Source organism: Streptomyces sp. NPDC020490, assembly GCF_044335305.1.
GTDB lineage: Bacteria > Actinomycetota > Actinomycetes > Streptomycetales > Streptomycetaceae > Streptomyces.
Genome location: NZ_JBIRUY010000007.1, coordinates 91,590 through 113,479, shown reverse-complemented (window position 1 = coordinate 113,479; position 21,890 = coordinate 91,590). Strand labels below are relative to the sequence as shown.

Genomic DNA, 21,890 nt, shown 5'->3' with positions numbered 1-21,890 from the left:
TGCCCGGCCCGGCCCGGTAGTACCGGGCAGCGCCTCGCCCGACACCACTCCCCCGTCCCCCGTACCTGCAAGGGAAAACCGTGACCAGACTCAGCGTCGAGATGCTGGCAGCGGACGCGCCCGAGCCGATCACCTCGGCCGGTCACGCTCAGCTGGGCATCGCCGTCCTGGCGGGCATCGCCGTCATCGTCCTGCTCATCACCCGGTTCAAGCTGCACGCCTTCCTGGCGCTGACCATCGGCTCGCTGGCGCTCGGCGCGATCGCCGGGGCGCCGCTCGACAAGGCGATCACCAGTTTCACCACCGGGCTCGGCTCCACGGTCGCCGGCGTGGGCGTGCTGATCGCCCTCGGCGCGATCCTCGGCAAGCTGCTCGCCGACTCCGGCGGCGCCGACGAGATCGTCGACACGATCCTCGCCAGGGCGGGCGGGCGCGCGATGCCGTGGGCCATGGTGCTGATCGCCTCGGTGATCGGTCTGCCGCTGTTCTTCGAGGTCGGCATCGTGCTGCTGATCCCGGTCGTGCTGATGGTCGCCCGGCGCGGCAACTACTCGCTGATGCGCATCGGCGTCCCGGCGCTCGCGGGCCTGTCCGTGATGCACGGGCTGGTGCCGCCGCACCCCGGGCCGCTGGTCGCGATCGACGCCCTCCACGCCGACCTGGGCGTCACCCTCGCCCTCGGTGTGCTGGTCGCCGTCCCCACGGTGATCGTCGCCGGGCCGCTGTTCTCGAAGGTCGCCGCCCGCTGGGTGGACGCGCCGGTCCCGGAGCGCATGCTGCCGCCGCGCGCCTCCGAGGAACTGGAGCGGCGGCCCGCGTTCGGGCCGACGCTGGCCACCGTGCTGCTGCCGGTCGTGCTGATGCTGTCCAAGGCGCTGGTCGACCTCGTGATCGACGACCCCGCGAACACCACCCAGCGCGTCTTCGACGTCGTCGGCTCCCCGCTGATCGCCCTGCTCGCCGCCGTCATCGTCGGCATGTTCACGCTGGGCCGGGCGGCCGGCTTCGGCAAGGAGCGGATCCAGCGGACGGTGGAGAGCAGCCTGGCGCCCATCGCCGGCATCCTGCTGATCGTCGGCGCGGGCGGCGGCTTCAAGCAGACGCTGATCGACTGCGGGGTGGGCCGGATGATCCTGGACATCTCCGAGGACTGGTCCATACCGGCCCTGCTGCTGGGCTGGCTGATCGCGGTCGGGATCCGGCTCGCGACCGGTTCGGCGACCGTGGCGACGATCTCGGCGGCCGGCCTGGTCGCCCCGCTCGCGGCCGACATGTCGACCGCGCACGCCGCCCTGCTGGTCCTGGCCGTCGGCGCCGGCTCCCTCTTCTTCAGCCACGTCAACGACGCCGGGTTCTGGCTGGTGAAGGAGTACTTCGGGCTGAGCATCGGGCAGACCGTCAAGAGCTGGTCCGTCATGGAGACGATCATCTCGGTGGTCGCGGGCGGCCTGGTCATGCTGCTGTCACTGGTCATCTGAAACGGGCCGCGCGCCGGGGCGGTGGCGCCCCGGCGCGGCTCCGGCCCGTCCCCTCGCCCGCCGTCAGCAGCGCCACAGGGAGTGCTCCCGGTCGGCCCACTCGCGGCTCACCGTCCCGGTGCGCAGCCCGCGCCGGGCCTCCGGGTCGCCGAGCGCCATGCCGATGTGGCCGGCGAGGACGACGCCGACGGTGAGGGCCAGCCAGTCGTGGACGAAGGTCGCGCCGGTGCGCCACCGGATCGGCGTGAGATGCGTGAACCACATCATGAGGCCGGTGCCCAGCATCACCAGCGTCGCCCCGGCGATCCAGGCGGCGTAGACCTTCTGCCCGGCGTTGAACTTGGCCGCCGGGCGGGCGGAGCGGCGCTTGTCGCGGCGCAGGGCCGCGCGCAGCCAGAGCCGGTCGTGGGGGCCGAAGCGGTTGAGCCGGCCCAGGTCGGCCCGGAAGCCGCGGGAGAACAGGCCCGCCAGGACGGGCACGGGCAGGGCGAGGCCGGCCCACTCGTGGACGCGGACGACCAGTTCGCGGCGGCCGACGAGTTCGGCGAGTTCGGGGACGTAGAGGAAGGCCGCGGTGACCACGCACACGCCCATCAGCGCGGCCGTGGTGCGGTGCACCCACCGCTGCACCGGGCCGAACCGGCGGACCTCGGCGACCGGCGGCGTCCTCGCCTCAGCTCGTGGGGTCATCGTCCCGCCCGTTCGACCGGCCGACCCAGGCGTCGACGTCGTAGCCGCGTTCCTCCCAGTAGCCGGGCCGCACGTCCTCGGTGACGGTGATGCCGGACAGCCACTTGGCGGACTTGTAGAAGTACATGGGCGCCACGTAGAGGCGGACGGGGCCGCCGTGGGCGTGGCCGATGTCCTCGTCCCGCATGCGCAGGGCGACCAGGACGTCCGCGCGGCGGGCCTGGTCGAGGGTGAGGCTCTCGGTGTAGGCGCCGTCGAAGCAGGTGAAGCGCACCGCCCCGGCCCCCGCCCGCACTCCGGCGGCGTCGAGCAGCCGGGACAGCCGCACCCCCTCGAAGGGCGTGTCGGGCACCCGCCAGCCGGTGACGCACTGGACGTCCCTGACCAGCCGGGTCTGCGGCAGGGCGCGCAGTTCGGCGAGCGTGTAGGAGGCGGGGCGTTCGACGAGGCCGCCGACGGTGAGGCGGTAGTCGGCGGCGCTCTTGTGCGGTACGGAGGAGGCGACCGAGTAGTAGCGGAAGCCGCCGCCGTTGGGCAGCAGCCCGGTCAGGCCGGTGGGGTCCTTGTCGGCGGCGCCGCCGAGGAACGCCTCCAGGCCGCGCTGCAGGGTGGGCGCCGCGAGGACGCCGAGGGCGCCCAGGCCGAGGGTGCCGAGGAAGACGCGGCGGCCGACCGGTGCGCCGCGTTCTTCGGGCGGTTCGGAGTTCACCCCTTCATTCGAGCACCCGCGGCCCCGGCCGGGCCAGGGAACGCGGGCGCCCGTCAGAGTTCCGTCATCTCTTCTCACGCGGTTCTCACCGGGCCGGGACCCGCGGGTCATCCCCTGCCGAGCACGGCGGCGCGGGCGGCGCGGAAGGCGGGGTAGGGGTCGCGGCCGGGGTAGGACCAGGGCGCCGGGGTGGCGTGCTCGCCGATGCGGTGGAACAGGGCGGCGGCCTCCGCGCCGCTGCCCTCGCAGACCTTGGCGTGGGCGAGGTAGTTCAGGTCGATCAGGCGGCGCGGGTGGCCCTCGTGCTCCCACTCCAGCCACCAGTCGAAGGCGGCCTTCAGCACCTGCCGGGCCCGGTGCCCGCTCCAGTGCTGCGAGGCGGCCGGGTCGGCGGGCTCGTGCCCGGCGGTGGCCAGCGCGCGGTAGCGCTCGGCGTGCGCGACGACCGGCAGGACGGCGAGCGGCGAGTCGGCCGGGGCCTGTGCGGCGGCCCAGTCGGCGAAGTCGTACACCTCGTGCAGCGGGTCGGGGCCGGCGTCGGCGTGGCGCTCGGCGAGGCGGGCGACCATCAGGTGGTGGGCGTGGTGGTGGTCGGCGTACCGGCCGCGGATCTCGCCGAACAGGCGTCCGACCTCGTCGTCGGCGCCCGAGGCGCGTTCCAGCATCAGCATCCCCAGCCACGGGGTGGGGTCGGCGGGCAGGCGCGCGGCGGCGGCCCGGCAGGCCTCGCGGGCACGGTCCGGTCTCTCCTTGCCCCGCAGGGCCCGCTGCACCAGGGACATCGCGAGCAGTACGGCGGCGTCGGGGCAGCCGGGCTCGGTGAACATCCAGTCCCGGGCCCAGGCGGAGCTGTAGGGCTCCAGGGCGAGGACGGTCACCCGGTGGCCGCGGCGGTCCCAGTCGTCGCCCGTGTGCGCCAGCAGGGAGCGGGCGGCCTGCCATCGTCCCTGCGACAACGAGGCCTTCGCCTCGACGAGTTCGTCGTCGTCCAGGGCGGCGTCAAGGGCCTGGGCCGCGCCTTTGCGGCCCCTGCCGAGGGATGGCGGGGGTGGGGACACCGCGGGACTTCCTCACGCGACGCGGCTCGCGTCGGGGTTCCGGTTTGCCGTCGACTGATCACGCACAGCAAACCCTCAGCAAAGACTCACGTCAAGGCCCGGACTCCCGTTACACGCGTCAACGTCCCCACCAGCGGGAGCACTTGCCGGGCGGCCCGGCCGTGACGCCGGTGCGTCCCGCCCCGCCGTGTGGCGTACGCCCTGCCCCGCCGTGTGGCGTACGCCATGGCGCGGCCGGTCGGGGCGTCGGACCATGGCGGCACGGTCACGCCCCGCGCCCCGACCGGGCGGCGCGCCGTGGCCGGGTCGATGTGTTCGCCGGCTCTCGGGGCACGCCCGTGCCCGGGACGCTACAGTCGGCCACTAACCGCCCCGTAGCCCGGCCGAACTGATCGAGGTACGCAGCGTGTCGGTTCTGGTTCTCCTTCTCGCCGTGAGCGCTGCCTGCTGCCTGGGCCTCGGATTCGTGCTCCAGCAGAACGCGGCCCAGCGGGCGCCGCTGAGCGACTTCCTCTCGCCGCGGCTGCTCCTCGACCTGATGAGGGTGGAGCGCTGGCTGGGCGGTACGGCGCTCATGGTGGCGGGCATGGCCCTGGGCGCCGTCGCGCTCGGCCGGGGCGAGGTCTCCTTCGTGGAGCCCCTCCTCGCCACGAACCTGCTGTTCGCTCTCGCATTCTCCCGCAGGCAGACCGGGCAGCCGCTGGGCCGCCAGGGCTGGGCGGGCCTCGCCCTGCTGGCGGGCGGGGTGACCGCCTTCATCGTGGCGGGCGCGCCGCGCGGCGGCACCGCGGTCGCCGACCCGCTGCGCCACTGGCTGATCATCGGCGCCGTGGTCGGGCTCGCGCTGCTGCTGACCGCCTGCGCCAAGCGCTCGCGCCTGAGCGCGGCGCCGGTCCTGCTGTCCCTGGCGGCGGGCCTGCTCTACGGCGTCCAGGACGCCCTCACCCGGATCAGTGGCCAGCGCTTCTCCGCCGGCGGCCTCACCGAGCTGGTGACCGGCTGGCAGCCGTACGGCGTGCTGGCGCTCGGCGTCACCGGCCTGGTGCTGGTGCAGAGCGCCTTCGAGACCGCGCCCCTGCGGATGTCCCTGCCGGCCCTGACCGCGGCCCAGCCGCTGGCCGGCATCCTGTGCGGGGTGGGTTTCCTCGGCGACCGGCTGCGCACCGACACCGGGGCGCTGGCCTGGGAGGCGGCCGGGCTCGCGGCGATCGTCACGGGCATCGTGCTGCTCGGGCTGCACCCGGCGATGCCCACGGGCACGGCGAAGCCGGAACGGGTCCGCGACCTGCAGCCGCAGTGACCGACCCCCGGTCCCCCGGTGTGCCGCTCCGGTGACCCCATCAGCCGGGTGCCGCTACGGTGACCCCGCGAGCGGCGTGCTGCTTGGATGATCCCATGAGCGCTGCTGACGAGATCATCGACATCGTCGACGAGAACGACCGCGTCGTCGCCCGTTCCCCGCGCGGCGAGGCGTACGCCCGGAGCCTGCGCCACCGGTGCGCCTTCATCCTGGCCCGCGACGCCGAGGGCCGGGTCTTCGTCCACCGCCGCACCCCGACCAAGCTGGTCTACCCCTCCCTCCACGACATGTTCGTCGGCGGCGTGGTCGCGGCCGGCGAGTCCTACGACGAGGCGGCGCTGCGCGAGGCGGAGGAGGAACTGGGCGTGAGCGGCCTGCCCAGCCCGCGGTTCCTGTTCAAGTTCCTCTACGACGACGGCGCGGGCCGCAGCTGGTGGTCGGCGGTGTACGAGGTGCGCTGCGAGATGCCGGTCAGCCCGCAGGCCGAGGAGGTGGCCTGGCACGCGTTCCTGACGGAGGACGAGGTGGAGCGGCGGCTGACGGAGTGGGAGTGGACGCCGGACGGCCTGGCGGCGTACGAGCGGCTGAAGGCGTTCCGGTCGATGGGCTGACCCGGCGCCTGCGGGGAGCCCGGCCCCTCCGGGGCACCCGGCGCCTCCGGGGAGCCCGCTGCCTCCGGGGAGCCCGATAAGGTCGCGGCGTGATCGACGCATGGGTACGGAACGTCCGCCTGTGGTTCGCCCCCGAGCGGATCCGGGACGAGGGCAGGACCCCCGACTACCGGTTCTCGCTGGCGAACGAACGCACCTTCCTGGCCTGGCTGCGCACCGGGCTCGCGCTGATCGGCGGCGGCTTCGCGGTGGACCAGTTCCTGCCCGATCTGCGCTGGGGCTGGCGCGTCGGGCTGGCGCTCGCGCTGCTGGGGGCGGGCGTGCTGTGCGCCCTGCGCGCGGTCAACCACTGGGTGCGCTGCGAGCGGGCCATGCGGCGGGGCGAGGACCTGCCGGTGTCGCGGTTCCCGGCGGTGCTGGGCGTGGTGGTCGCCGTCGTCGCCGTCGCGATGGTCGTCGTCGTGCTCGTCGGGTGGGAGGGGTGAGCGCGCCCGCGGGCCGGGAGCGGGACCCCGGGCTGCAGCCCGAGCGCACCCGGCTGGCCTGGCGTCGTACGACCCTGTCCAGCGCCGCCGTCGTCGTGCTCGCCGTGAAGACGGCCCTGCACGAAGGCCCCTCCGCCTCCGGCATCGCCGTGGGCGCGCTGTGCTGCCTGCTGTGGGCGGTGTTCCTGCTGCTGGCCCACCTCCGCATCCGCGCCCTCGCCGCGGCACCCGGCCCGTCCGCGCTCGGCCCGCGCCACGCCGCGGCGGCGGTCCTGTGCACCGTGGCCCTGGCGCTGTGCGGCGCGGCGCTCGTTCTGTAGGACTTCGGCCATAGGACTCCGGACTTCCCGGGACCGGCCTGTCGTGGTTCCGATCACGTTGGGCGCCCGCACTGGACGGCATACCGACCAGTCGGCATGATGGTCGCGTCAGTCATGTTCACGCGCGCGTAAGGAGCACCGATGAGCCCCGACCATCCGCCAGGTCTCGATCTCGACCGGCTGCGCGGCCTGCTCGACCGCGAGCGGCCCGGCCTGGTGCAGGCACCCCTGACCGGCCGGCTGATCGAAGGCGGGCGGTCGAACCTGACGTACGCGGTCGAGGACGGCGTCTCGAAGTGGGTCGTCCGACGGCCGCCGCTCGGGCACGTCCTCGCCACCGCCCACGACATGAAGCGCGAGCACCGGGTGATCAGCGCGCTGCACCCGACGGACGTACCGGTGCCGACCCCGGTGCTGCTGTGCGAGGACGAGGAGGTGCTCGGGGCGCCGTTCTACGTCATGGAGTTCGTCCAGGGCACCCCGTACCGCACCGCCGACCAGCTCGCCCCGCTGGGCCAGGAGCGCACGCGGCAGGCGGTGCTGTCGCTGGTGGACACGCTGGTCGAGCTGCACGGCGTGGACCCGGCCGAGGTCGGCCTGGCGGACTTCGGGCGCCCGGAGGGTTTCCTGGACCGGCAGTTGCGGCGGTGGGGGAAGCAGCTGGACGCCTCCCGCAACCGCGCGCTGCCCGGCATCGACGAGCTGCACGCGGCGCTCGGCCGGCGGCTGCCCGTCTCCCCCGCGCCGACCGTCGTGCACGGCGACTACCGGCTGGACAACGTCCTGATCGGCGACGACGACGTCATCAAGGCGATCCTGGACTGGGAGATGTCGACGCTCGGCGACCCGCTCACCGACCTGGGCCTGCTGGTGATGTACAGCACGCCCCTGGGCATGCCCGACTCCCCCGTCTCCACCACGGCCCAGGCCCCCGGCCACCCGTCCCCGGCCGAGCTGATCGAGCGCTACGCCGCCCGCTCCGGGCGGGACGTCTCCGCGGTGTCCTGGTACACGGCGTTCGCCTGGTTCAAGCTCGCCGTGATCCTCGAGGGCATCCACTACCGCTACACCCTGGGCCAGACGGTCGGCCGCGGCTTCGACCGCATCGGCGATCTGGTCCCGGTCTTCATCGAGCACGGTCTGACGACTCTTCAAGCAGGACTCCAGGAAGGCTGACTGGCCATGGACTTCGCGTTCGACGCACGCACCGAGGAGCTGCGCGCCAAACTGCTCGCCTTCATGGACGAGTACGTCTATCCGGCCGAGGCGGTGGCGCAGGAGCAGCGCGCCGCGCTGGCCTCCCCGTGGGACACCCCGGCCGTGGTCGAGGAGTTGAAGGCCGAGGCGCGCCGGCAGGGGCTGTGGAACCTCTTCCTGCCCGACGCCGAGTACGGCGCCGGCCTGACCAACCTCCAGTACGCCCCGCTCGCCGAGATCACCGGCCGCTCGCCGCAGCTGGCGCCGACCGTGACGAACTGCGCGGCGCCGGACACCGGCAACATGGAGGTGCTCGCCCAGTTCGGTGACGAGCGGCAGAAGAAGCAGTGGCTGGAGCCGCTGCTGGCGGGCGAGATCCGTTCGGCGTTCGCGATGACCGAGCCGGAGGTGGCCTCGTCGGACGCGACGAACATCACCACGCTGATCGAGCGGGACGGCGACGAGTATGTCATCACCGGGCGCAAGTGGTACATCTCCGGCGCGATGGACCCGCACTGCAAGATCTTCATCGTGATGGGCAAGACGGACCCGGACGGCCCCGACATCCGCCGCCAGCAGTCGATGGTGCTGGTGCCGCGGGACACCCCGGGCGTCACCGTCACCCGCGCGATGAAGGTCTTCGGCTACGAGGACCACTACCACGGCGGCCACGCCGAGGTGGTCTTCGACCACGTGCGCGTGCCGGTGTCCAACCTCGTCGGCGAGGAGGGCGGCGGCTTCGCCATCGCGCAGGCCCGGCTCGGCCCCGGCCGCATCCACCACTGCATGCGGCTGATCGGCATGGCCGAGCGGGCGATCGAGCTGATGTGCCGCCGGGCGGTGTCCCGTCAGGCCTTCGGCAAGGCGCTGGCCCAGCAGGGCGTGGTGCACAACTGGATCGCGGACGCCCGGGTCACCGTCGAGCAGCTGCGGCTGCTGGTGCTGAAGACGGCCTGGCTGATGGACACCGTCGGCAACCGGGGCGCGCACACCGAGATCCAGGCCATCAAGATCGCCACTCCGCGCGCGGTCGTCGACATCCTCGACCGGGCGATCCAGCTGCACGGCGCGGGCGGCGTCAGCCAGGACTTCCCGGTGGCGGAGCTGTACGCCGCCGCGCGGACCCTGATGATCGCCGACGGCCCGGACGAGGTGCACCAGCGGTCGCTGGCCCGGCGGGAGCTGAAGAAGTACCTCTGATTGCGGAAGTACCGCTGACCACAAGGGAGTTGGGGGCGGCTGCCATTGGGTGGCCGCCCCTTTCGCATTCCCCGCCGAAGGCCTGGCGCTGGCCCGTGGCCGGCCTGCTCGTGGCCGTTGTCGGCTCGATGGTGCTGCCGATCGACGACCTCCTGTGGTACGTGCTCGGGTGCGCCATGGTGCTCACCCTGCTGGTCAGGATCGCCCACCGAGAGGTGCCGTTCGGGCTGGCGCTGGCGCAGTGGCGGCTGGGGCCGGACGACGAGTCGCTGCTCCGGGCCCGTCTGGCGTCGGCCGTGCAATGCGCCCAGCAGGGCAGCACCGGTCTCGCGGTGGAACAGCTGGAGGCCCTGGTGCCGGACCTCGCCGCGGCCCTCGGGGACGACCACACGTTGACGCTGCAGGCGCGTTTCATCGCGCTGCAACTGCGGAGCGAGCACAGCCACGTGCCCGACCGCGTCGCGGCCATGGAGGACCTGAGCGAGGAGATGAACACGGCGCTCGGCCCCGGCGACCCGGAGGCCCTGGCGGCCCGCATCGTCCTTGCCGAGTGGCTGAAGGAGGACGGCGACACCGAAGCCGCCCAGGAGGTGTACCGGCAGGCCGTCACCGTCGGCACCCGGCAGCTGGGGGTGGACCACCAGATGACCCTGATCGCTCGCGGTTCGCTGGCCGTCATGCGGCACGAGACGCCGGGCGCCGACCGGAACGCCGCGCCGGCGGAGCTGACCGCGGTGGTACGCGACATGGAACGGGTGCTCGGCGCCTCGCACCCGAACACCGTCTCCACCCGGCGTCTCCTCGACCAGTGGACCGCCGCCTGACCGGCTCCGACGGGCGGGCCCGGCGCCTCAGGGGCGCAGGGCCCGCAGCAGCAGGTCGGCCAGGTGGTCGGCGACCTCCTGCGGGGTGAGCGGACCGTCGGGGCGGTACCAGGTCGACAGGTGGTGGACGGAGCCGAAGTGGTAGTCCACCACGAGATCGGCCGGGGTCGCCCGGGAGAAGACGCCCGCCTCCTGGCCCTCCTCGACGAGCGCGCGGAAGCGTTCGTGGTAGCGCCGGCGCTCGGCACGCACCTGCTTGTTCTTCTCGGGGCTCAGGTGGTGCATGGAGCGGAAGAAGATCGACGCGTCGTCGAGGTTCTCGATCGTCGTGACGACGACGTCCGCCGCCGCGGCCCGCAGCCGCTTCTCGACCGGTTCGTCGGAGTCCGCGAAGGCGTCGAGGCGCTCCTGCTGGAGGCGCAGCACGCGCGCGTACACCTCGTGCAGGAGGTCGTCCTTGGAGCCGAAGTAGTGGTACAGCGCCCCCTTGGTGACGCCTGCCGCCTCGACGATCTCCTGCACGGAGGTACGGTCGTATCCCCGGTCGGCGAAAAGCCGGGTGGCGGCGGCCAGAAGCCGCTGCGGAACGGGTGCTCCGTCACCGTCCGTCGTCCTGGGCACTGCCGCCACCTGCCTTTCCGTGGGTCTACCGGCTGCTCTGCCTGCGAGAACGCAGTTCCCGCCGGAGGATCTTCCCACTTGCCGTCTTCGGCAAGTCGGGCAGGATCTCCACCTGCCGCGGGTACTTGTAGGCGGCCAGTCTCTCCTTGCAGTACACCGCGAGTTCGTCCGGGTCCGTACCGGCGCCCGGACGCAGGCTGACGTACGCCTTGACGGTCTCGCCGCGGTAGCCGTCGGGCACCCCGACGACGGCGGCCTCGCGCACCGCCGGGTGCGTGTAGAGGACGTCCTCGACCTCGCGCGGCCACACCTTGAAGCCGGACGCGTTGATCATGTCCTTCTTGCGGTCGACGACGTACAGCCAGCCCCGCGGGTCCATGAAGCCGATGTCGCCGGTGCGCAGCTCGCCGCCGGGGAAGGTCTCGGCGGTGGCGTCCGGGCGCCGCCAGTAGCCGGGCACGACCTGCGGCCCGCTCACCACGATCTCGCCCTGCTCCCCGAAGGGCACCTCCCGCCCCTCGTCGTCGACGATCCTGACCACCGTCTCGGGGCCGGGCAGTCCCACCGCCAGCGTCCCGGACTCCGGGTCCACCGGCGCCTCGAGGTGCGGCGGCACGGAGGCGCACGGCGCGGTGCACTCGGTGAGCCCGTAGCCGTTGCGGATGTACGGTCCGAAGCCGACCCGGAACTTCTCCACCAGCGCGGGCGGCACGGGGGCGCCGCCGGAGGAGATGACGGCGAAGGAGGAGAAGTGGTCCGGGGTGGCGGCCGGGTGGGCGGCCAGCGCCATGAAGGCGGTCGACGGGCCGACCGTGAAGTGCGGCCGGTGCTCGGCGAACGCGTCCAGCACGACGCCCGCCTCGAAGCGGTACGTCAGCACGAGCGTGCCCGCGCTGACGACGCAGGCGCCGAGCTGGCAGACCATGCCGGTGATGTGGAACAGGGGCGCCAGGGCGTAGTAGACGGGCGCCTCGGGCAGGGCGAGGCCCCTCCGCTGCCGCTCGGCGTTGTACATGATGTTGCCGTGCGTGTTGGTGGCGCCCTTGGGGGTGCCGCTGGTGCCCGAGGTGTAGCTGATCAGCGCGATGTCGGACGGGCCGGCGGCGCGGACCCCGGGGGCCGGGTGCCCGGCCCGGGCGATGGCGGTCAGGTCGTCGGCGTCCGGGGCCTGCGGCAGCCGTTCGAAGGCCAGCACGCGCGTGTCGCCGCGGGTCTGGAAGTCCAGCTCGCAGGCGGTGAGCACGATCCGCACCGGCGAGCCGGCCGCCGTCTCGCGCAGGTACGACTCCCACGCCCGGTCGGAGCAGACCAGTGCGGCCACCTCGCCGTCCCGCAGGACGTGCGCGACCTCCCCCGACTTGTACATGGGGTTGACCGGTACGACGATCGCGCCCGCCTTCCACGCGCCGAGCAGCGCGATCACGAAGTGCGGGGAGTTCTGCAGCAGGATCGCCACGCGGTCGCCGCGCCGCAGCCCGCGGGCGGCGAGGTGACCGGCGACGGAGTCGCTGAGCTCGTCGGTCTCGCGGTAGCCGAGCCGCCCGTCGAAGTAGGTCAGGAAGGTGCGGTCGGGGGCCTCGGCGACGGACCGGGCGAGGGCGTGCACGAGGGAGTCGGCGGGGTCGACCGGGGCGCGCTGGGCGTCGTTCAGCAGGGCGAGCCAGGGCTTGGCCGCGTAGCGGGAGCCGGTCACCGCAGCTCCTCCCACTTCTGCTGGATGCGGTTCATGTTCGTCAGCCAGTGGTCCGGCTCGGCGGCCCTGGCCTGGTAGAACGCGGCCACCTCGGGGTGCGGCAGGATCAGGAAGCGGTCCTCCTCGATCCCCTTGAACAGGGCGTCGGCGACGTCCGCCGGGTCGATCGCGGTGGGCCTGAGCACCAGGTCGCCCGCGCTGCCGGTGGCGGACAGCATGTCGGTGCGGACGCCCTGGGGGCAGATGGCGTGCACCTTCAGCCCGCGGTGGCGGTACGTCAGCGACAGCCACTCGGCGAAGGCGTAGGCGCCGTGCTTGGTGACGCTGTAGGAGGGGGCGCCGATCATCGTCAGCAGGCCGGCGGCGGAGACGGTGGACACGAAGCGTCCGCTGCCGCGCTCCAGCCAGGCCGGCAGCAGCTCGTGCGCCGCCCGCACGTGCGCCATGACGTTCACGTCCCAGGCCAGTCCCCAGGACTTCTCGTCGACGGGCCGCTCGAGGTCGCCGTCCTCCAGGGCGACGCCGGCGTTGGCGCAGTAGACGTCCACCGTGCCGCCGAGCGCCTCGCGGGCGTCGGCCACGATCGCGGAGGCGTCGCCCGGCACGGCGATGCCGCCGACCTCCGCGGCGACCGCCTCGGCCCGGCCGGCGTCCAGGTCGTTGACGACGACCCGGGCCCCTTCGGCGGCGAACCGGCGGGCGAGCGCCGCGCCGATGCCTCCCCCGGCCCCCGTGACGACCACCCCGGCACCCTGAACGGCTTCCACCATCGGTCTCCTTCGACTGCGGCTCTGCGGCCACGCCAGACTAACCGGTCGGTATGTGGCAGGGAAGGGGTTCCCGCGACCGGCGCCTGCCCCTACCGTGCCTCCCATGCGCCTTTCCAGACGAGCTCTTTTAGCAGCGGCAACGGCGGCGACCTCCCTCCCGGCGGCGTCCCCCGCCGCCGCGGCCCCCCACCGCGCACCCCTGCGCACCGGATTCGAGCGGCTGGCCGCGGACGGCTACGCGCTCCTCGACGGCCGGCCGGCCGGCATCGTCACCAACCCCACCGGCGTCACCCGCGACGTCCGGCACGTCGTCGACGTCATGCACGCCGACGAGCGGGTGAACCTGGTCGCCGTCTTCGGCCCCGAGCACGGCTTCCGCGGCACCGCGCAGGCGGGCGGCTCCGAGGGCCGCTACGACGACCCGGCGACCGGACTGCCCGTCTACGACACGTACCTGAAGAGCGGTCAGCCGCTCGCCGACGTCTTCACGGCCTCCGGCGTGGACACCGTCGTCTTCGACATCCAGGACGTCGGCGCGCGCTTCTACACCTACATCTGGACGCTGTACGACTGCATGGAGGCGGCGGCGCTCGCGGGCAAGCGGTTCGTGGTGCTGGACCGGCCGAACCCGGTGACCGGGCGGGCGGCCCTCGGTCCGGTGCTGCACAAGGAGTTCGCGACGTTCGTCGGGCGGCAGCCGATCGCGCAGGCGCACGGGATGACCGTCGCCGAGCTGGCGCGGCTGTTCAACGGGGAGTTCCTGACGGCTCCGGTGGAGCTGGAGACCGTCACGATGACGGGGTGGCGGCGGTCGTGGTTCTACGACGCCTGCGGGCTGCCGTGGGTTCCGCCGAGCCCCAACATGCCGACCCTCGACACGGCCCTGGTCTACTCGGGGACCTGCCTGCTGGAGGGGACGAACCTGTCGGAGGGGCGCGGGACGACCCGGCCGTTCGAACTGCTGGGCGCCGACGGCGTGGACGGCAGGTGGGCCGCCGCCGTGAACGAACTGGGCCTGCCCGGTGTGCGCTTCAGGGAGGCGTACTTCGCGCCGGCCTTCTCCAAGTACCAGGGGAAGACCGTCGGGGGTGTGCAGGTCCATGTGCACGACCGCGCGGCCTTCGACCCGGTGCGCACCGGGATCGCCCTGCTGGTGACCGCGAAGCGGGTCTTCGACGGCTTCGCCTGGCGCTCCGACGGCTGGATCGACAAGCTCACCGGCTCGGCGCGGGTGCGGACGCTGATCGACGCGGGCGCGGACACCGACGAGGTGGTGGCCGACTGGCAGGCGGAGCTGGCCGCGTTCCGCCGGACGCGCCGGCACTACCTGCTGTACGAGTGAGCCACCGCGCGCCGGGGGCCGCCGCCGGGGGCGGCGGGCCGCTGTCGCGGGCCCGCCGCCCCGGTCGGTTCACCGGTGCGACGTGTACTCCACCACCTGCTGGAACGTCGGCCGGTTCTGCCAGCTGATCTTGCCGTGCTTGATGCCGCCGAGGGTGCGCTGGACGATCGAGTCGGCGCACCACTGGTCGCCCGCCGAGCACTGGTCGTCGCCGGGGTAGACCTGGGACGCCGTCATGCCGGCCGCCGTCTTCAGCGTGCTGATCAGGATGTCCCGGCAGGAGCTCAGGCTGCCGCCGCCGCAGTACTCCCGCGCCAGCGGGCCCTGCACGGACTCACCGAGCACCGCCCGGATGTCCTTGTCGACGTAGCTCCACCAGCCGTACTGGAAGGAGCTGCCGGCGTGCGAGCCGGTCGGGCCGTGCGCGGCCGACGGGGACTCGTCGATGGGCAGGTTGTTGCCGAAGGCCGTGTACAGGTCGCTGCCGAGTCCGGGCTCGAACTCGGCCTTCACCAGCAGCGGCCACCAGGCGTCCAGGATCCGGATGGCGTCCGCGTTCGCGTACGTCTTGGAACCGGCCGAGGTCTCCGTCCGCTTGGCGCCCGCCGTCAGCCACGCCTGGAGCTTGCTGACGGCCGCGGCGGCCGTGGAGTCGGTGACCGTCGAACTGTTGACCACCTTGAGCAGGTCGGGCAGCACGTCCTCGGCCCTGAGGTCGGCGAGGGCCGCGTCCGCCATCGCCTTCACCAGCGCCACCCTCGTCACCCCGCCCGCGGCGACCAGCTTCTTGACCCGGTCCTCCAGCAGGTTGCCGCGGTGCACGGAGCCGTCGCCCCAGGGCGCGGTCGTGTAGTCCTTCGCCTGCTTGTTGTTCCAGGAGATGTAGTAGTCCTGGTCGATGGAGTTGGGGTGCGCGGAGGCCGGGGTGTAGGCGGCGGTGTTGGTCGCCGGGTCCCAGTTCTTCCACTCGTACGCCGCCTGCGCCCACACCGGGAACTCGGCGTCGACGCCGCTCGCGCGCTGCGGGTTGTCGCCGCTGTTGTAGTACGCGGTGTGCTGGGAGTCGGCGTAGAACCAGTTGAAGGTGAAGTTGATGTGCTGCACCGCGCTCTGGAAGGTCTGCGGGCTGTTGACGTAGTCCGGGTCGTTCAGCATCTGGAAGCCGATGATCGAGTCGGCCTCGTGCAGGTAGGAGGAGCGCAGGGTGGTGTAGGCGACCTTCTTGCCGCCGACGGTCGCCCGGTACTGCACCGGCCCGTATTTCGTGCGCCACACCCGCATCGTGTACGAGCCCGCCGCGGTGCCGTCCGCGGTGGTCGGCGTCCAGGCGTTCTTCTGCTCGACCTTGTCCATGGCCGTGCAGGTGCCGTGGTACAGGTAGTGGTAGTCGTCCTGGCACAGCTCGACGGCGTAGGTGTCGATGATGTCCTGGCCGGAGGTCGTGGCGCTCCACGAATAGTCCTGGCCGCGGCCGAGTTCCACGTACATGCTCAGGCCCGCGAAGGAGGCGCCGCGGGCGCTGATGCCCGGGCCCTGGATCTCCTGCAGCATCAGCAGCTGCGGGGCGAAGTAGCCGGTCTGCGGGCCGAACACGGCGACGGGGTGGCCGCTGGCGGTGTACTTGCCGCTGACCACCAGGGCGTTGGACATGCCCCGCTTGGCGGAGCTGAGCGTCGTCTTCGCCGCGGTGGCGGAGGCGGTGGTGGCGCCGGTGGTCGCCGCGCTGCCGGTGCGGTCGTAGACCAGCGGCTCCTGGGTCACCGAGCCCGCGTCGGGCAGCGCCTCGCCCTGCGGGTCGTCGGGCTTGTTCGCGTAGGGGAAGCTCTGGCCGTCGTGGACGGTGAGGACGGCCTCGGGGTCGTTGCGCTCGCGGAAGGACTCCCAGACCTTGGTGCCCTCCGCGACGCCGTACTTGGCCTGGGCGGCGAGCAGCGATATCGCGTTGTTCACCTCACCGCCGCCGCCGGAGCCGAACAGCGAGCCGATGACGGAACCCAGCGCCACCAGGTCGGTGATCTTGAAGTGCTCGATGGTGCCGGCGTTGGTGATCGAGTCCTTGTGGCCGGTCAGGACGTACTCGCCGGGGAAGTAGCGGCCGCTGTCGGAGGCGTCGATGTAGGCGTTGATGCCCGCGAGGTAGGCGTTGGCGTCGGCGAGGGCCTGCTGGCCGCGGGCGCCGTTGCTGGCGATGGCGTTGTCGATCTGGGCCTGCAGATCGGCCTCGGTGTAGGGGGCGTTGCGCCAGAACTCCTGCTCCAGACCCTGGTTGGAGGCGGCGCCGCCGGCGAACGTGGTCAGCTGGCCGCGTCCGACGTGCCGGAAGACGTCCATCAGCCACAGCCGGTCCTCGGCGGCGGCGTAACCGACCCCGAACTCGGTGCCGTACCGGGTGGTGCCGGTGATGTGCGGCACACCGGTCTTCTTGTCGCGGACGATCGTCACGTCGCTGCGGCCGGCGGGCTTCTCGGTGGAGGCGACCTGGTCGGAGGCGACCCCGAAGGACGCGTCGTTGAAGAAGGTGTTGATCTTGTCGGTGGTGAGCGCCGAGTAGCCCGTGGCCAGGTTGGCGTACGGGCCGAGCTGGTCCTCGGCGTGCGAGGGCTGGGTGCCGAAGGCCTGGTTGAGCAGGATCTGGGCGAGCGTCGCGTTGCCGTTCTCACCGGGCGGCAGGATGTCGGAACACTGGCCGCCGCAGTAGTCGTTGGACGCCGTCGCGTCCGTCGCGGCCACCGCCGCTTGGGAAAGCGGTGTCAAAAGTCCGGCAATCAGGGCGCATACGGCAGCGCTCTTCAGGAACCCGGGGAACCTGCGGGGAGTTCTCAGTCTGTCGAGAACGTTGCGTGGGGTACGCCGTGGCATGGCAGCTCCTACCGACGAGAGGTGAGCCGGGACGTTACCGCCGGTATCCCCGGGAGTGAAGATGAACATGCGTCACTTTTTGGAGTCGGCGCAACGACTGAGGGAGGTCCTCGGAAGACGGATGGAGCCGAATCGGTTGTCGATACGTCCATTCGGCGACGTCCGAACGATGACGCCGAGGTGACCGAAGTACAGGTGCAGGTGTGACGGAGGTGCAGGGCGATGGCCGGTTTCCGGAGTCTGGCGAGACAGGTCCGCGACCCGCGGTGCGATCTGGCACTGCGGCGCTACTCACTGCGCAAGTGCCTGGAGCGGTTCGCTCCTTACGGGCACAGGGCGACCTGGGACCATTTGTGCTCCCGGGCGGGGTTCGGTCCGGAGGACCGGTCCCCCGATCCGGCGCGGCTCGTGGCCGCACTGGAGGAGTTGGAGGAGGCGCGTTCGGTCTGGCTGGCGTACGAGACGGAGTTCGCCGAACGGCGCAGGAAGGAGAAGCACGACGGGCTGCGCAGGCCGGGCAGCGTGGACGACTGGCACCGGCTGACCTGGGGCGGTTTCGGCGTGGCCTGGTGCGACGACCCGCGGGTCCACCCCCGTGAACCGCTGGCTGAAGTGCTGCGCCGGCTGATCGCGGCCCTGGAGCGCGAGCAGGGAGCGGAGTGCCCGGTGTGCCGCGGGGAGCGTCTGGCCTGGCGGTACGACCTGGACCACGAACCCTCGTCGGGTCCGGTGTGCGCACACTGCGGAATTCTCGTGCCACGGCCCGTGCTCACGCCCGAGGCCCTGGCGGACGCACGGCGCGGAAGGCTGCTCGTGTCGGCCTGAGCACGGCGGGGGTGCGCCGGGGATGCCGCACCCCCTGTTTACCCGCGCCCGCGCCACCCGACGCGCCACCGGGCCCGCGCCGCCGGGCTTCGACAGCGCCGCTCAGCGAGGGCTCGGCCGCTCCCTGTCCGGCGTGCCGCTCCCGCTCCCCGGCCGGCCGCCCCGGCGCTCCACCAGGAGCCGGGAGCCGGTCTGCCGTTGACCGAAGACGTCGTCCGGGTTGGACAGGACGCACGAGTCCAGGGACAGGCAGCCACAGCCGATGCAGTCGGTGAGGTGGTCGCGCAGGCGGTTGAGCTGGCTGATGCGCTCGTCGAGCTCGGAGCGCCAGGCCTCGGAGAGGCGGGCCCAGTCCTCCCGGGTGGGGGTGCGTTCCTCGGGCAGTTCGGCGAGTGCCTCGCGGATCGTGGCGAGCGGTATGCCGACGCGCTGGGCGGCGCGGACGAAGGCGACGCGGCGCAGGGTGTCGCGGCTGTAGCGGCGCTGGTTGCCCGGGGTGCGGCGGCTGCCGATCAGGCCCTTGGACTCGTAGAAGTGCAGGGCGGAGACGGTGGCGCCGCTGCGGGCGGCGAGCTGGCCGACCGTGAGTTCGTGGATCTTCTCGGGAATCTGGGGCACCCCTCGAAGACTACCCACCCGCGATGAGCCGCCGTGCGTTGACTTTGCCCCCCGACCCGACCATGCTAAGCAGTTGCTTAGGGATACAGGCACATGGGAGGCCGGGACATGGCAGAGCCGAGGATCTTCACGTCCGCCGACGAGCTGAAGGCGGCGGTGGGCGAGCAGCTGGGGTACACCGACTGGCTGGAGGTCGACCAGAAGCGGATCGACCTGTTCGCGGAGGCCACCGGCGACCACCAGTGGATCCACGTGGACCCGGAGAAGGCGGCCGCGGGCCCGTTCGGCACGACCATCGCGCACGGCTACCTGACCCTGTCGCTGCTGCCGCTGTTCGGGCCGCAGCTGATCACGGTCGAGAACGTGAAGATGGGCGTCAACTACGGCACCAACAAGGTCCGCTTCCCCGCCCCCGTCCCGGTCGGCTCGCGGCTGCGCGCCACCGCGCGGATCACCGGCGTCGAGGACGTGCCTGGCGGGGTGCAGGTGGCCGTGGCCTTCACGGTGGAACGCGAGGGCGGCGACAAGCCGGTGTGCGTGGCGGAGTCCGTCTCGCGGTACTACCTCTGAGCAGGCCGCACGAAGTGCTGGGTGCTACCGCTTGACCCCCACCATCCGCAGCACGAGGTCGGCGTACAGCGCGCCGACCTCGTCGGGGGTGTAGGGGCCGCCGACGTTGAACCAGCGGGCGACGTCGATGCACAGGGACAGCACGGCGAGCGTGGTGCCGTGCACGTCCAGGACGTCGAACTCGCCTGTCGCCACGCCCTCTTCGATGATCCCGCGCACCTCGGCGTCGGCCTGGCGGCGCAGCCCGAGGATCTCGGCGCGGGCGTCCGGGCCGAGCGAGTCGAGTTCGTACTGCACGACGCGGGCCGTGGTGCGCTGGCCCGCGTGCCAGCGGACGAAGGAGCTCACCGCGTCGGCCAGCCGCCCGGTGGGGGTGCCCTCGCGCTGCGCGGCCGTGCGCAGGATCTCGACGGCCTTCTCGTGGCCGATCCTGCTGATGCGGTGGAGGAGTTCTTCCTTGGTCTTGTAGTGGATGTAGAGCGCGGCCGGGCTCATGCCGGCGCGGCCCGCGATGTCGCGCGTCGTCGTCGCGTGGTAGCCGCGCTCGGCGAAAGCCTCCACGGCGGCGATCAGCAGCCGCCGGGCCGCGTCGGGCGTGACCTCGCCCCACGGCTGCACTTCGCCGCCGACCGTCTCCTCCGCCGTACTCATCGCCCGCCAGCCTCTCTCGCCACACCCTCTGCACGACCAGGGTGTCCACCATACCGCTCCGGGTGAGCGGGCGCTTAGCGTGCCCGCTCACGGCGGCGGGCGCGGTCGGAGCATTCCGAAGGGGCGGTGAGCGCGCCCGGGCGCCACGCCGGCGGCCGGCTCGGCCCGGGCTCTCGGATCAGAACGCCGAGACCCCCGTCAGGGCGCGGCCGATGAGGAGCTTCTGGATCTGGCTGGTGCCCTCGTAGAGGGTCATCACGCGCGCGTCGCGCAGCAGCTTGCCGGCCGGGTACTCGTCGATGTAGCCGTAACCGCCGAAGACCTGCAGGGCGTTGTTGGCGGCGCGCACGGCGGCCTCGGAGGCGAAGAGCTTGGCCTTGGACGCCTCGACGGCGAACGGCAGGCCGCGGTCGATCAGGTCGGCCACCCGCCAGGTCAGCAGGCGGGCCGCGTCCACGTCGACGGCGATGTCGCTGATCAGTTCCTGCACCAGCTGGTGGTGGGCGATGGACCTGCCGAACTGCTCGCGCTCCCCCGCGTACCGCACGGCCGCGTCCAGAGCCGCCTGGGCTATGCCGACGCAGCCCGCCGCGACCGACATCCGGCCCTTGGCGAGGGCGGACATGGCGACGGAGAAGCCCTTGCCCTCCTCGCCCAGCATCGCGGAGGCCGGGACCCGCACGTCCTGGAGGACCAGTTCGGCGGTGGCCTGGCCGCGCAGGCCGAGCTTGCCGTGGAGGGTGCGGCGGGTGAGCCCGGGGGTGTCGGCCGGGACGAGGAAGGCGGAGACGCCCTTGTGGCCGGGGGCGTCGGTGGAACGCGCGAACAGCAGCACGACATCGGCCCAGGTGCCGTTGGTGATGAACATCTTGGTGCCGTTGACGACGTACTCGTCGCCGTCGCGCACCGCCCGGGTGGCGAGGTTGCCGGCGTCGGATCCGGTGCCCGGCTCGGTCAGGCCGAAGCAGCCCACGTACGCGCCGGAGGTCAGGCCCGGCAGCCAGCGCCGCTTCTGCTCCTCGCTCCCCCAGGCGGCGACGGTCTTGGCGACCAGGCCGAGCGAGACGGAGACGATGCCGCGCACGGAGGAGTCGCCGCGCCCGAGTTCCTCCGTCACCAGGCAGTAGGAGAGGTGGTCGCCGCCGGAGCCACCGTACTCCTCGTCGACGGTCAGCCCCAGGAAGCCGACCTCGCCGAGCTTCTTCACGATGCCCCGGTCGACCTCCTCGGCGCGGTCCCAGGCCACGGCATGGGGGGCGATCTCGCGCTCCACGAAGTCCCGGGCGAGCCGCTGGACCGCGGCCTGCTCCTCGCTGAGCTCCAGATTCACGACGAGATCACCCCACGAATACCCTTAAATTAGCACTGCTAGTTTCTGAGCGCAGCCCTACTATGTGCGCCATGGCCCGACCGCGCAAGCCCCTTCTCAGCACCGACCGGATCGTCGAGACCGCACGGTCGCTGGTCGACGCGGAGGGCCTGGCGGCCGTCTCCACGCGCCGGCTCGCCGCCGAACTGGGCGTCAGCGGGCCCTCGCTCTACAACCACTTCCGCACCAAGGACGAGATCCTGGAGGCGGTCGCCGACTCGGTGAGCGCGCAGGTCGACCTGTCGATGTTCGAGGACGGGCGGGAGTGGCGGACCGCGCTGCACGACTGGGCGGTCTCCTACCGGGCCGCCCTGCGCGACCACCCGAACATCGTCCCCGTCCTGGCCCAGGGTCCCGGCCGCCGCCCGGCCGGACTGCGCCTGGCCGACGCGGTCTACGGCAGGATGGTCCGCGCGGGCTGGCCGCCGGCCCAGGCCACCTCCATCGGCGCGGTGATGCGCTACTTCGTCATGGGCTCGGCGCTGGGCTCGTTCGCCGGGGGGTTCGTGGACGACGCGAGCGCGTACGACCCCGCCGACTACCCCCACCTCGGGCAGGCCCACCTCCTCGCCGAGCAGCAGGAGAAGATCGACGAGCGGGCCTTCGAGACCGGCCTGACGGCGCTGCTGGACGGGCTGGCGCAGCAGTACGAGCAGCTCCGGCGGACCGCGTAGGCCTACCCGGCGGGTGGCCCGGACGG

The 21,890-nt window shown here is 72.5% G+C and carries 22 protein-coding genes; 12 read left to right on the top strand and 10 right to left on the bottom strand.

Annotation, left to right across the window (positions count from 1 at the left end):
* The first annotated feature begins 80 nt into the window (after nt 1-80).
* On the top strand, nt 81-1,478 hold the full coding sequence (locus tag ACH4ZX_RS10300) for a GntP family permease (protein WP_398270468.1): 1,398 nt from the start codon (nt 81-83) through the stop codon (nt 1,476-1,478).
* Between the two features lie 63 nt (nt 1,479-1,541).
* Here the strand turns inward: ACH4ZX_RS10300 and ACH4ZX_RS10295 are convergent, their stop codons facing one another.
* The 3 genes from ACH4ZX_RS10295 to ACH4ZX_RS10285 form a co-directional block, all read right to left on the bottom strand.
* Entirely contained in the window at nt 1,542-2,168 is a 627-nt protein-coding gene (locus ACH4ZX_RS10295) for a cytochrome b/b6 domain-containing protein (protein ID WP_398270465.1), read from the bottom strand.
* Nucleotides 2,152-2,877 carry a molybdopterin-dependent oxidoreductase gene (locus tag ACH4ZX_RS10290; RefSeq protein ID WP_398270462.1) on the bottom strand — a complete coding sequence of 242 codons (726 nt, stop codon included), beginning with the start codon at nt 2,875-2,877 and terminating at the stop codon, nt 2,152-2,154. Before ACH4ZX_RS10290 ends, ACH4ZX_RS10295 begins: the two co-directional genes overlap by 17 nt.
* 107 nt (nt 2,878-2,984) lie before the next feature.
* Nucleotides 2,985-3,935 carry a hypothetical protein gene (locus ACH4ZX_RS10285; protein WP_398270459.1) on the bottom strand — a complete coding sequence of 317 codons (951 nt, stop codon included), beginning with the start codon at nt 3,933-3,935 and terminating at the stop codon, nt 2,985-2,987.
* A 406-nt stretch (nt 3,936-4,341) separates the two neighbouring features.
* On the opposite strand from ACH4ZX_RS10285, the gene ACH4ZX_RS10280 reads away from it, so the two are divergent.
* The 7 genes from ACH4ZX_RS10280 to ACH4ZX_RS10250 all read left to right on the top strand — a co-directional run bounded on the left by ACH4ZX_RS10280 (nt 4,342) and on the right by ACH4ZX_RS10250 (nt 9,872).
* Nucleotides 4,342-5,235, top strand: a complete 894-nt coding sequence (locus tag ACH4ZX_RS10280) for a DMT family transporter (protein WP_398270456.1) — start codon at nt 4,342-4,344, stop codon at nt 5,233-5,235.
* A 95-nt stretch (nt 5,236-5,330) separates the two neighbouring features.
* Nucleotides 5,331-5,846: an NUDIX domain-containing protein gene (locus ACH4ZX_RS10275; protein WP_351891866.1), complete on the top strand. Its 516-nt coding sequence runs from the start codon at nt 5,331-5,333 to the stop codon at nt 5,844-5,846.
* Nucleotides 5,847-5,938: 92 nt separating this feature from the next.
* Complete coding sequence (locus tag ACH4ZX_RS10270) at nt 5,939-6,331, top strand: DUF202 domain-containing protein (RefSeq protein ID WP_360759803.1); 393 nt, start codon at nt 5,939-5,941, stop codon at nt 6,329-6,331.
* Nucleotides 6,328-6,651 carry a DUF202 domain-containing protein gene (locus ACH4ZX_RS10265; protein ID WP_398270452.1) on the top strand — a complete coding sequence of 108 codons (324 nt, stop codon included), beginning with the start codon at nt 6,328-6,330 and terminating at the stop codon, nt 6,649-6,651. The genes ACH4ZX_RS10270 and ACH4ZX_RS10265 overlap by 4 nt, the downstream gene beginning before the upstream one ends.
* A gap of 141 nt (nt 6,652-6,792) precedes the next feature.
* Complete coding sequence (locus ACH4ZX_RS10260; RefSeq protein ID WP_398270449.1) at nt 6,793-7,827, top strand: phosphotransferase family protein; 1,035 nt, start codon at nt 6,793-6,795, stop codon at nt 7,825-7,827.
* A 6-nt stretch (nt 7,828-7,833) separates the two neighbouring features.
* Complete coding sequence (locus ACH4ZX_RS10255; RefSeq protein WP_398270446.1) at nt 7,834-9,048, top strand: acyl-CoA dehydrogenase family protein; 1,215 nt, start codon at nt 7,834-7,836, stop codon at nt 9,046-9,048.
* 95 nt (nt 9,049-9,143) lie between these two features.
* Nucleotides 9,144-9,872 carry a tetratricopeptide repeat protein gene (locus ACH4ZX_RS10250; RefSeq protein ID WP_398270443.1) on the top strand — a complete coding sequence of 243 codons (729 nt, stop codon included), beginning with the start codon at nt 9,144-9,146 and terminating at the stop codon, nt 9,870-9,872.
* Nucleotides 9,873-9,899: 27 nt separating this feature from the next.
* Here ACH4ZX_RS10250 and ACH4ZX_RS10245 read toward each other — a convergent pair whose 3' ends face one another.
* From ACH4ZX_RS10245 to ACH4ZX_RS10235, 3 genes are read right to left on the bottom strand one after another with little or no spacing between them, the layout of a single operon-like run.
* Entirely contained in the window at nt 9,900-10,493 is a 594-nt protein-coding gene (locus ACH4ZX_RS10245; protein ID WP_324788797.1) for a TetR/AcrR family transcriptional regulator, read from the bottom strand.
* Between the two features lie 25 nt (nt 10,494-10,518).
* Entirely contained in the window at nt 10,519-12,186 is a 1,668-nt protein-coding gene (locus ACH4ZX_RS10240) for a class I adenylate-forming enzyme family protein (RefSeq protein WP_398270439.1), read from the bottom strand.
* Nucleotides 12,183-12,956, bottom strand: a complete 774-nt coding sequence (locus ACH4ZX_RS10235; RefSeq protein ID WP_398270435.1) for an SDR family oxidoreductase — start codon at nt 12,954-12,956, stop codon at nt 12,183-12,185. The genes ACH4ZX_RS10240 and ACH4ZX_RS10235 overlap by 4 nt, the downstream gene beginning before the upstream one ends.
* Before the next feature lie 103 nt (nt 12,957-13,059).
* Here ACH4ZX_RS10235 and ACH4ZX_RS10230 point away from each other — a divergent pair, with 103 nt between their 5' ends.
* Nucleotides 13,060-14,298 carry an exo-beta-N-acetylmuramidase NamZ domain-containing protein gene (locus ACH4ZX_RS10230; RefSeq protein WP_398270432.1) on the top strand — a complete coding sequence of 413 codons (1,239 nt, stop codon included), beginning with the start codon at nt 13,060-13,062 and terminating at the stop codon, nt 14,296-14,298.
* Nucleotides 14,299-14,367: 69 nt separating this feature from the next.
* On the opposite strand, the gene ACH4ZX_RS10225 is transcribed toward ACH4ZX_RS10230, so the two are convergent.
* On the bottom strand, nt 14,368-17,157 hold the full coding sequence (locus ACH4ZX_RS10225) for a penicillin acylase family protein (RefSeq protein ID WP_398270428.1): 2,790 nt from the start codon (nt 17,155-17,157) through the stop codon (nt 14,368-14,370).
* 222 nt (nt 17,158-17,379) lie between these two features.
* Here ACH4ZX_RS10225 and ACH4ZX_RS10220 point away from each other — a divergent pair, with 222 nt between their 5' ends.
* Complete coding sequence (locus ACH4ZX_RS10220; protein WP_398270425.1) at nt 17,380-17,982, top strand: hypothetical protein; 603 nt, start codon at nt 17,380-17,382, stop codon at nt 17,980-17,982.
* Nucleotides 17,983-18,084: 102 nt separating this feature from the next.
* Here ACH4ZX_RS10220 and soxR read toward each other — a convergent pair whose 3' ends face one another.
* Nucleotides 18,085-18,600, bottom strand: a complete 516-nt coding sequence (gene soxR, locus ACH4ZX_RS10215) for a redox-sensitive transcriptional activator SoxR (protein ID WP_398270422.1) — start codon at nt 18,598-18,600, stop codon at nt 18,085-18,087.
* A gap of 108 nt (nt 18,601-18,708) precedes the next feature.
* On the opposite strand from soxR, the gene ACH4ZX_RS10210 reads away from it, so the two are divergent.
* Nucleotides 18,709-19,170 carry a MaoC family dehydratase gene (locus ACH4ZX_RS10210; protein ID WP_324788804.1) on the top strand — a complete coding sequence of 154 codons (462 nt, stop codon included), beginning with the start codon at nt 18,709-18,711 and terminating at the stop codon, nt 19,168-19,170.
* 24 nt (nt 19,171-19,194) lie between these two features.
* Here ACH4ZX_RS10210 and ACH4ZX_RS10205 read toward each other — a convergent pair whose 3' ends face one another.
* Entirely contained in the window at nt 19,195-19,821 is a 627-nt protein-coding gene (locus ACH4ZX_RS10205) for a TetR/AcrR family transcriptional regulator (RefSeq protein WP_398270419.1), read from the bottom strand.
* 178 nt (nt 19,822-19,999) lie between these two features.
* Nucleotides 20,000-21,151, bottom strand: coding sequence for an acyl-CoA dehydrogenase family protein (locus ACH4ZX_RS10200; RefSeq protein WP_360757927.1), 1,152 nt, complete (start codon nt 21,149-21,151; stop codon nt 20,000-20,002).
* A gap of 71 nt (nt 21,152-21,222) precedes the next feature.
* Here ACH4ZX_RS10200 and ACH4ZX_RS10195 point away from each other — a divergent pair, with 71 nt between their 5' ends.
* Nucleotides 21,223-21,864: a TetR/AcrR family transcriptional regulator gene (locus ACH4ZX_RS10195; protein WP_398270416.1), complete on the top strand. Its 642-nt coding sequence runs from the start codon at nt 21,223-21,225 to the stop codon at nt 21,862-21,864.
* Nucleotides 21,865-21,890 lie beyond the last annotated feature (26 nt).

Coding starts and splice junctions, on each gene's coding strand:
- ACH4ZX_RS10235 (WP_398270435.1), bottom strand. CDS start 12,956: ATGGTGGAAGCCGTTCAGGGTGCCGGGGTGGTCGTCACGGGGGCCGGG.
- ACH4ZX_RS10195 (WP_398270416.1), top strand. CDS start 21,223: ATGGCCCGACCGCGCAAGCCCCTTCTCAGCACCGACCGGATCGTCGAG.
- ACH4ZX_RS10230 (WP_398270432.1), top strand. CDS start 13,060: ATGCGCCTTTCCAGACGAGCTCTTTTAGCAGCGGCAACGGCGGCGACC.
- ACH4ZX_RS10260 (WP_398270449.1), top strand. CDS start 6,793: ATGAGCCCCGACCATCCGCCAGGTCTCGATCTCGACCGGCTGCGCGGC.
- ACH4ZX_RS10295 (WP_398270465.1), bottom strand. CDS start 2,168: ATGACCCCACGAGCTGAGGCGAGGACGCCGCCGGTCGCCGAGGTCCGC.
- ACH4ZX_RS10255 (WP_398270446.1), top strand. CDS start 7,834: ATGGACTTCGCGTTCGACGCACGCACCGAGGAGCTGCGCGCCAAACTG.
- ACH4ZX_RS10205 (WP_398270419.1), bottom strand. CDS start 19,821: ATGAGTACGGCGGAGGAGACGGTCGGCGGCGAAGTGCAGCCGTGGGGC.
- ACH4ZX_RS10275 (WP_351891866.1), top strand. CDS start 5,331: ATGAGCGCTGCTGACGAGATCATCGACATCGTCGACGAGAACGACCGC.
- ACH4ZX_RS10220 (WP_398270425.1), top strand. CDS start 17,380: ATGGCCGGTTTCCGGAGTCTGGCGAGACAGGTCCGCGACCCGCGGTGC.
- ACH4ZX_RS10210 (WP_324788804.1), top strand. CDS start 18,709: ATGGCAGAGCCGAGGATCTTCACGTCCGCCGACGAGCTGAAGGCGGCG.
- ACH4ZX_RS10225 (WP_398270428.1), bottom strand. CDS start 17,157: ATGCCACGGCGTACCCCACGCAACGTTCTCGACAGACTGAGAACTCCC.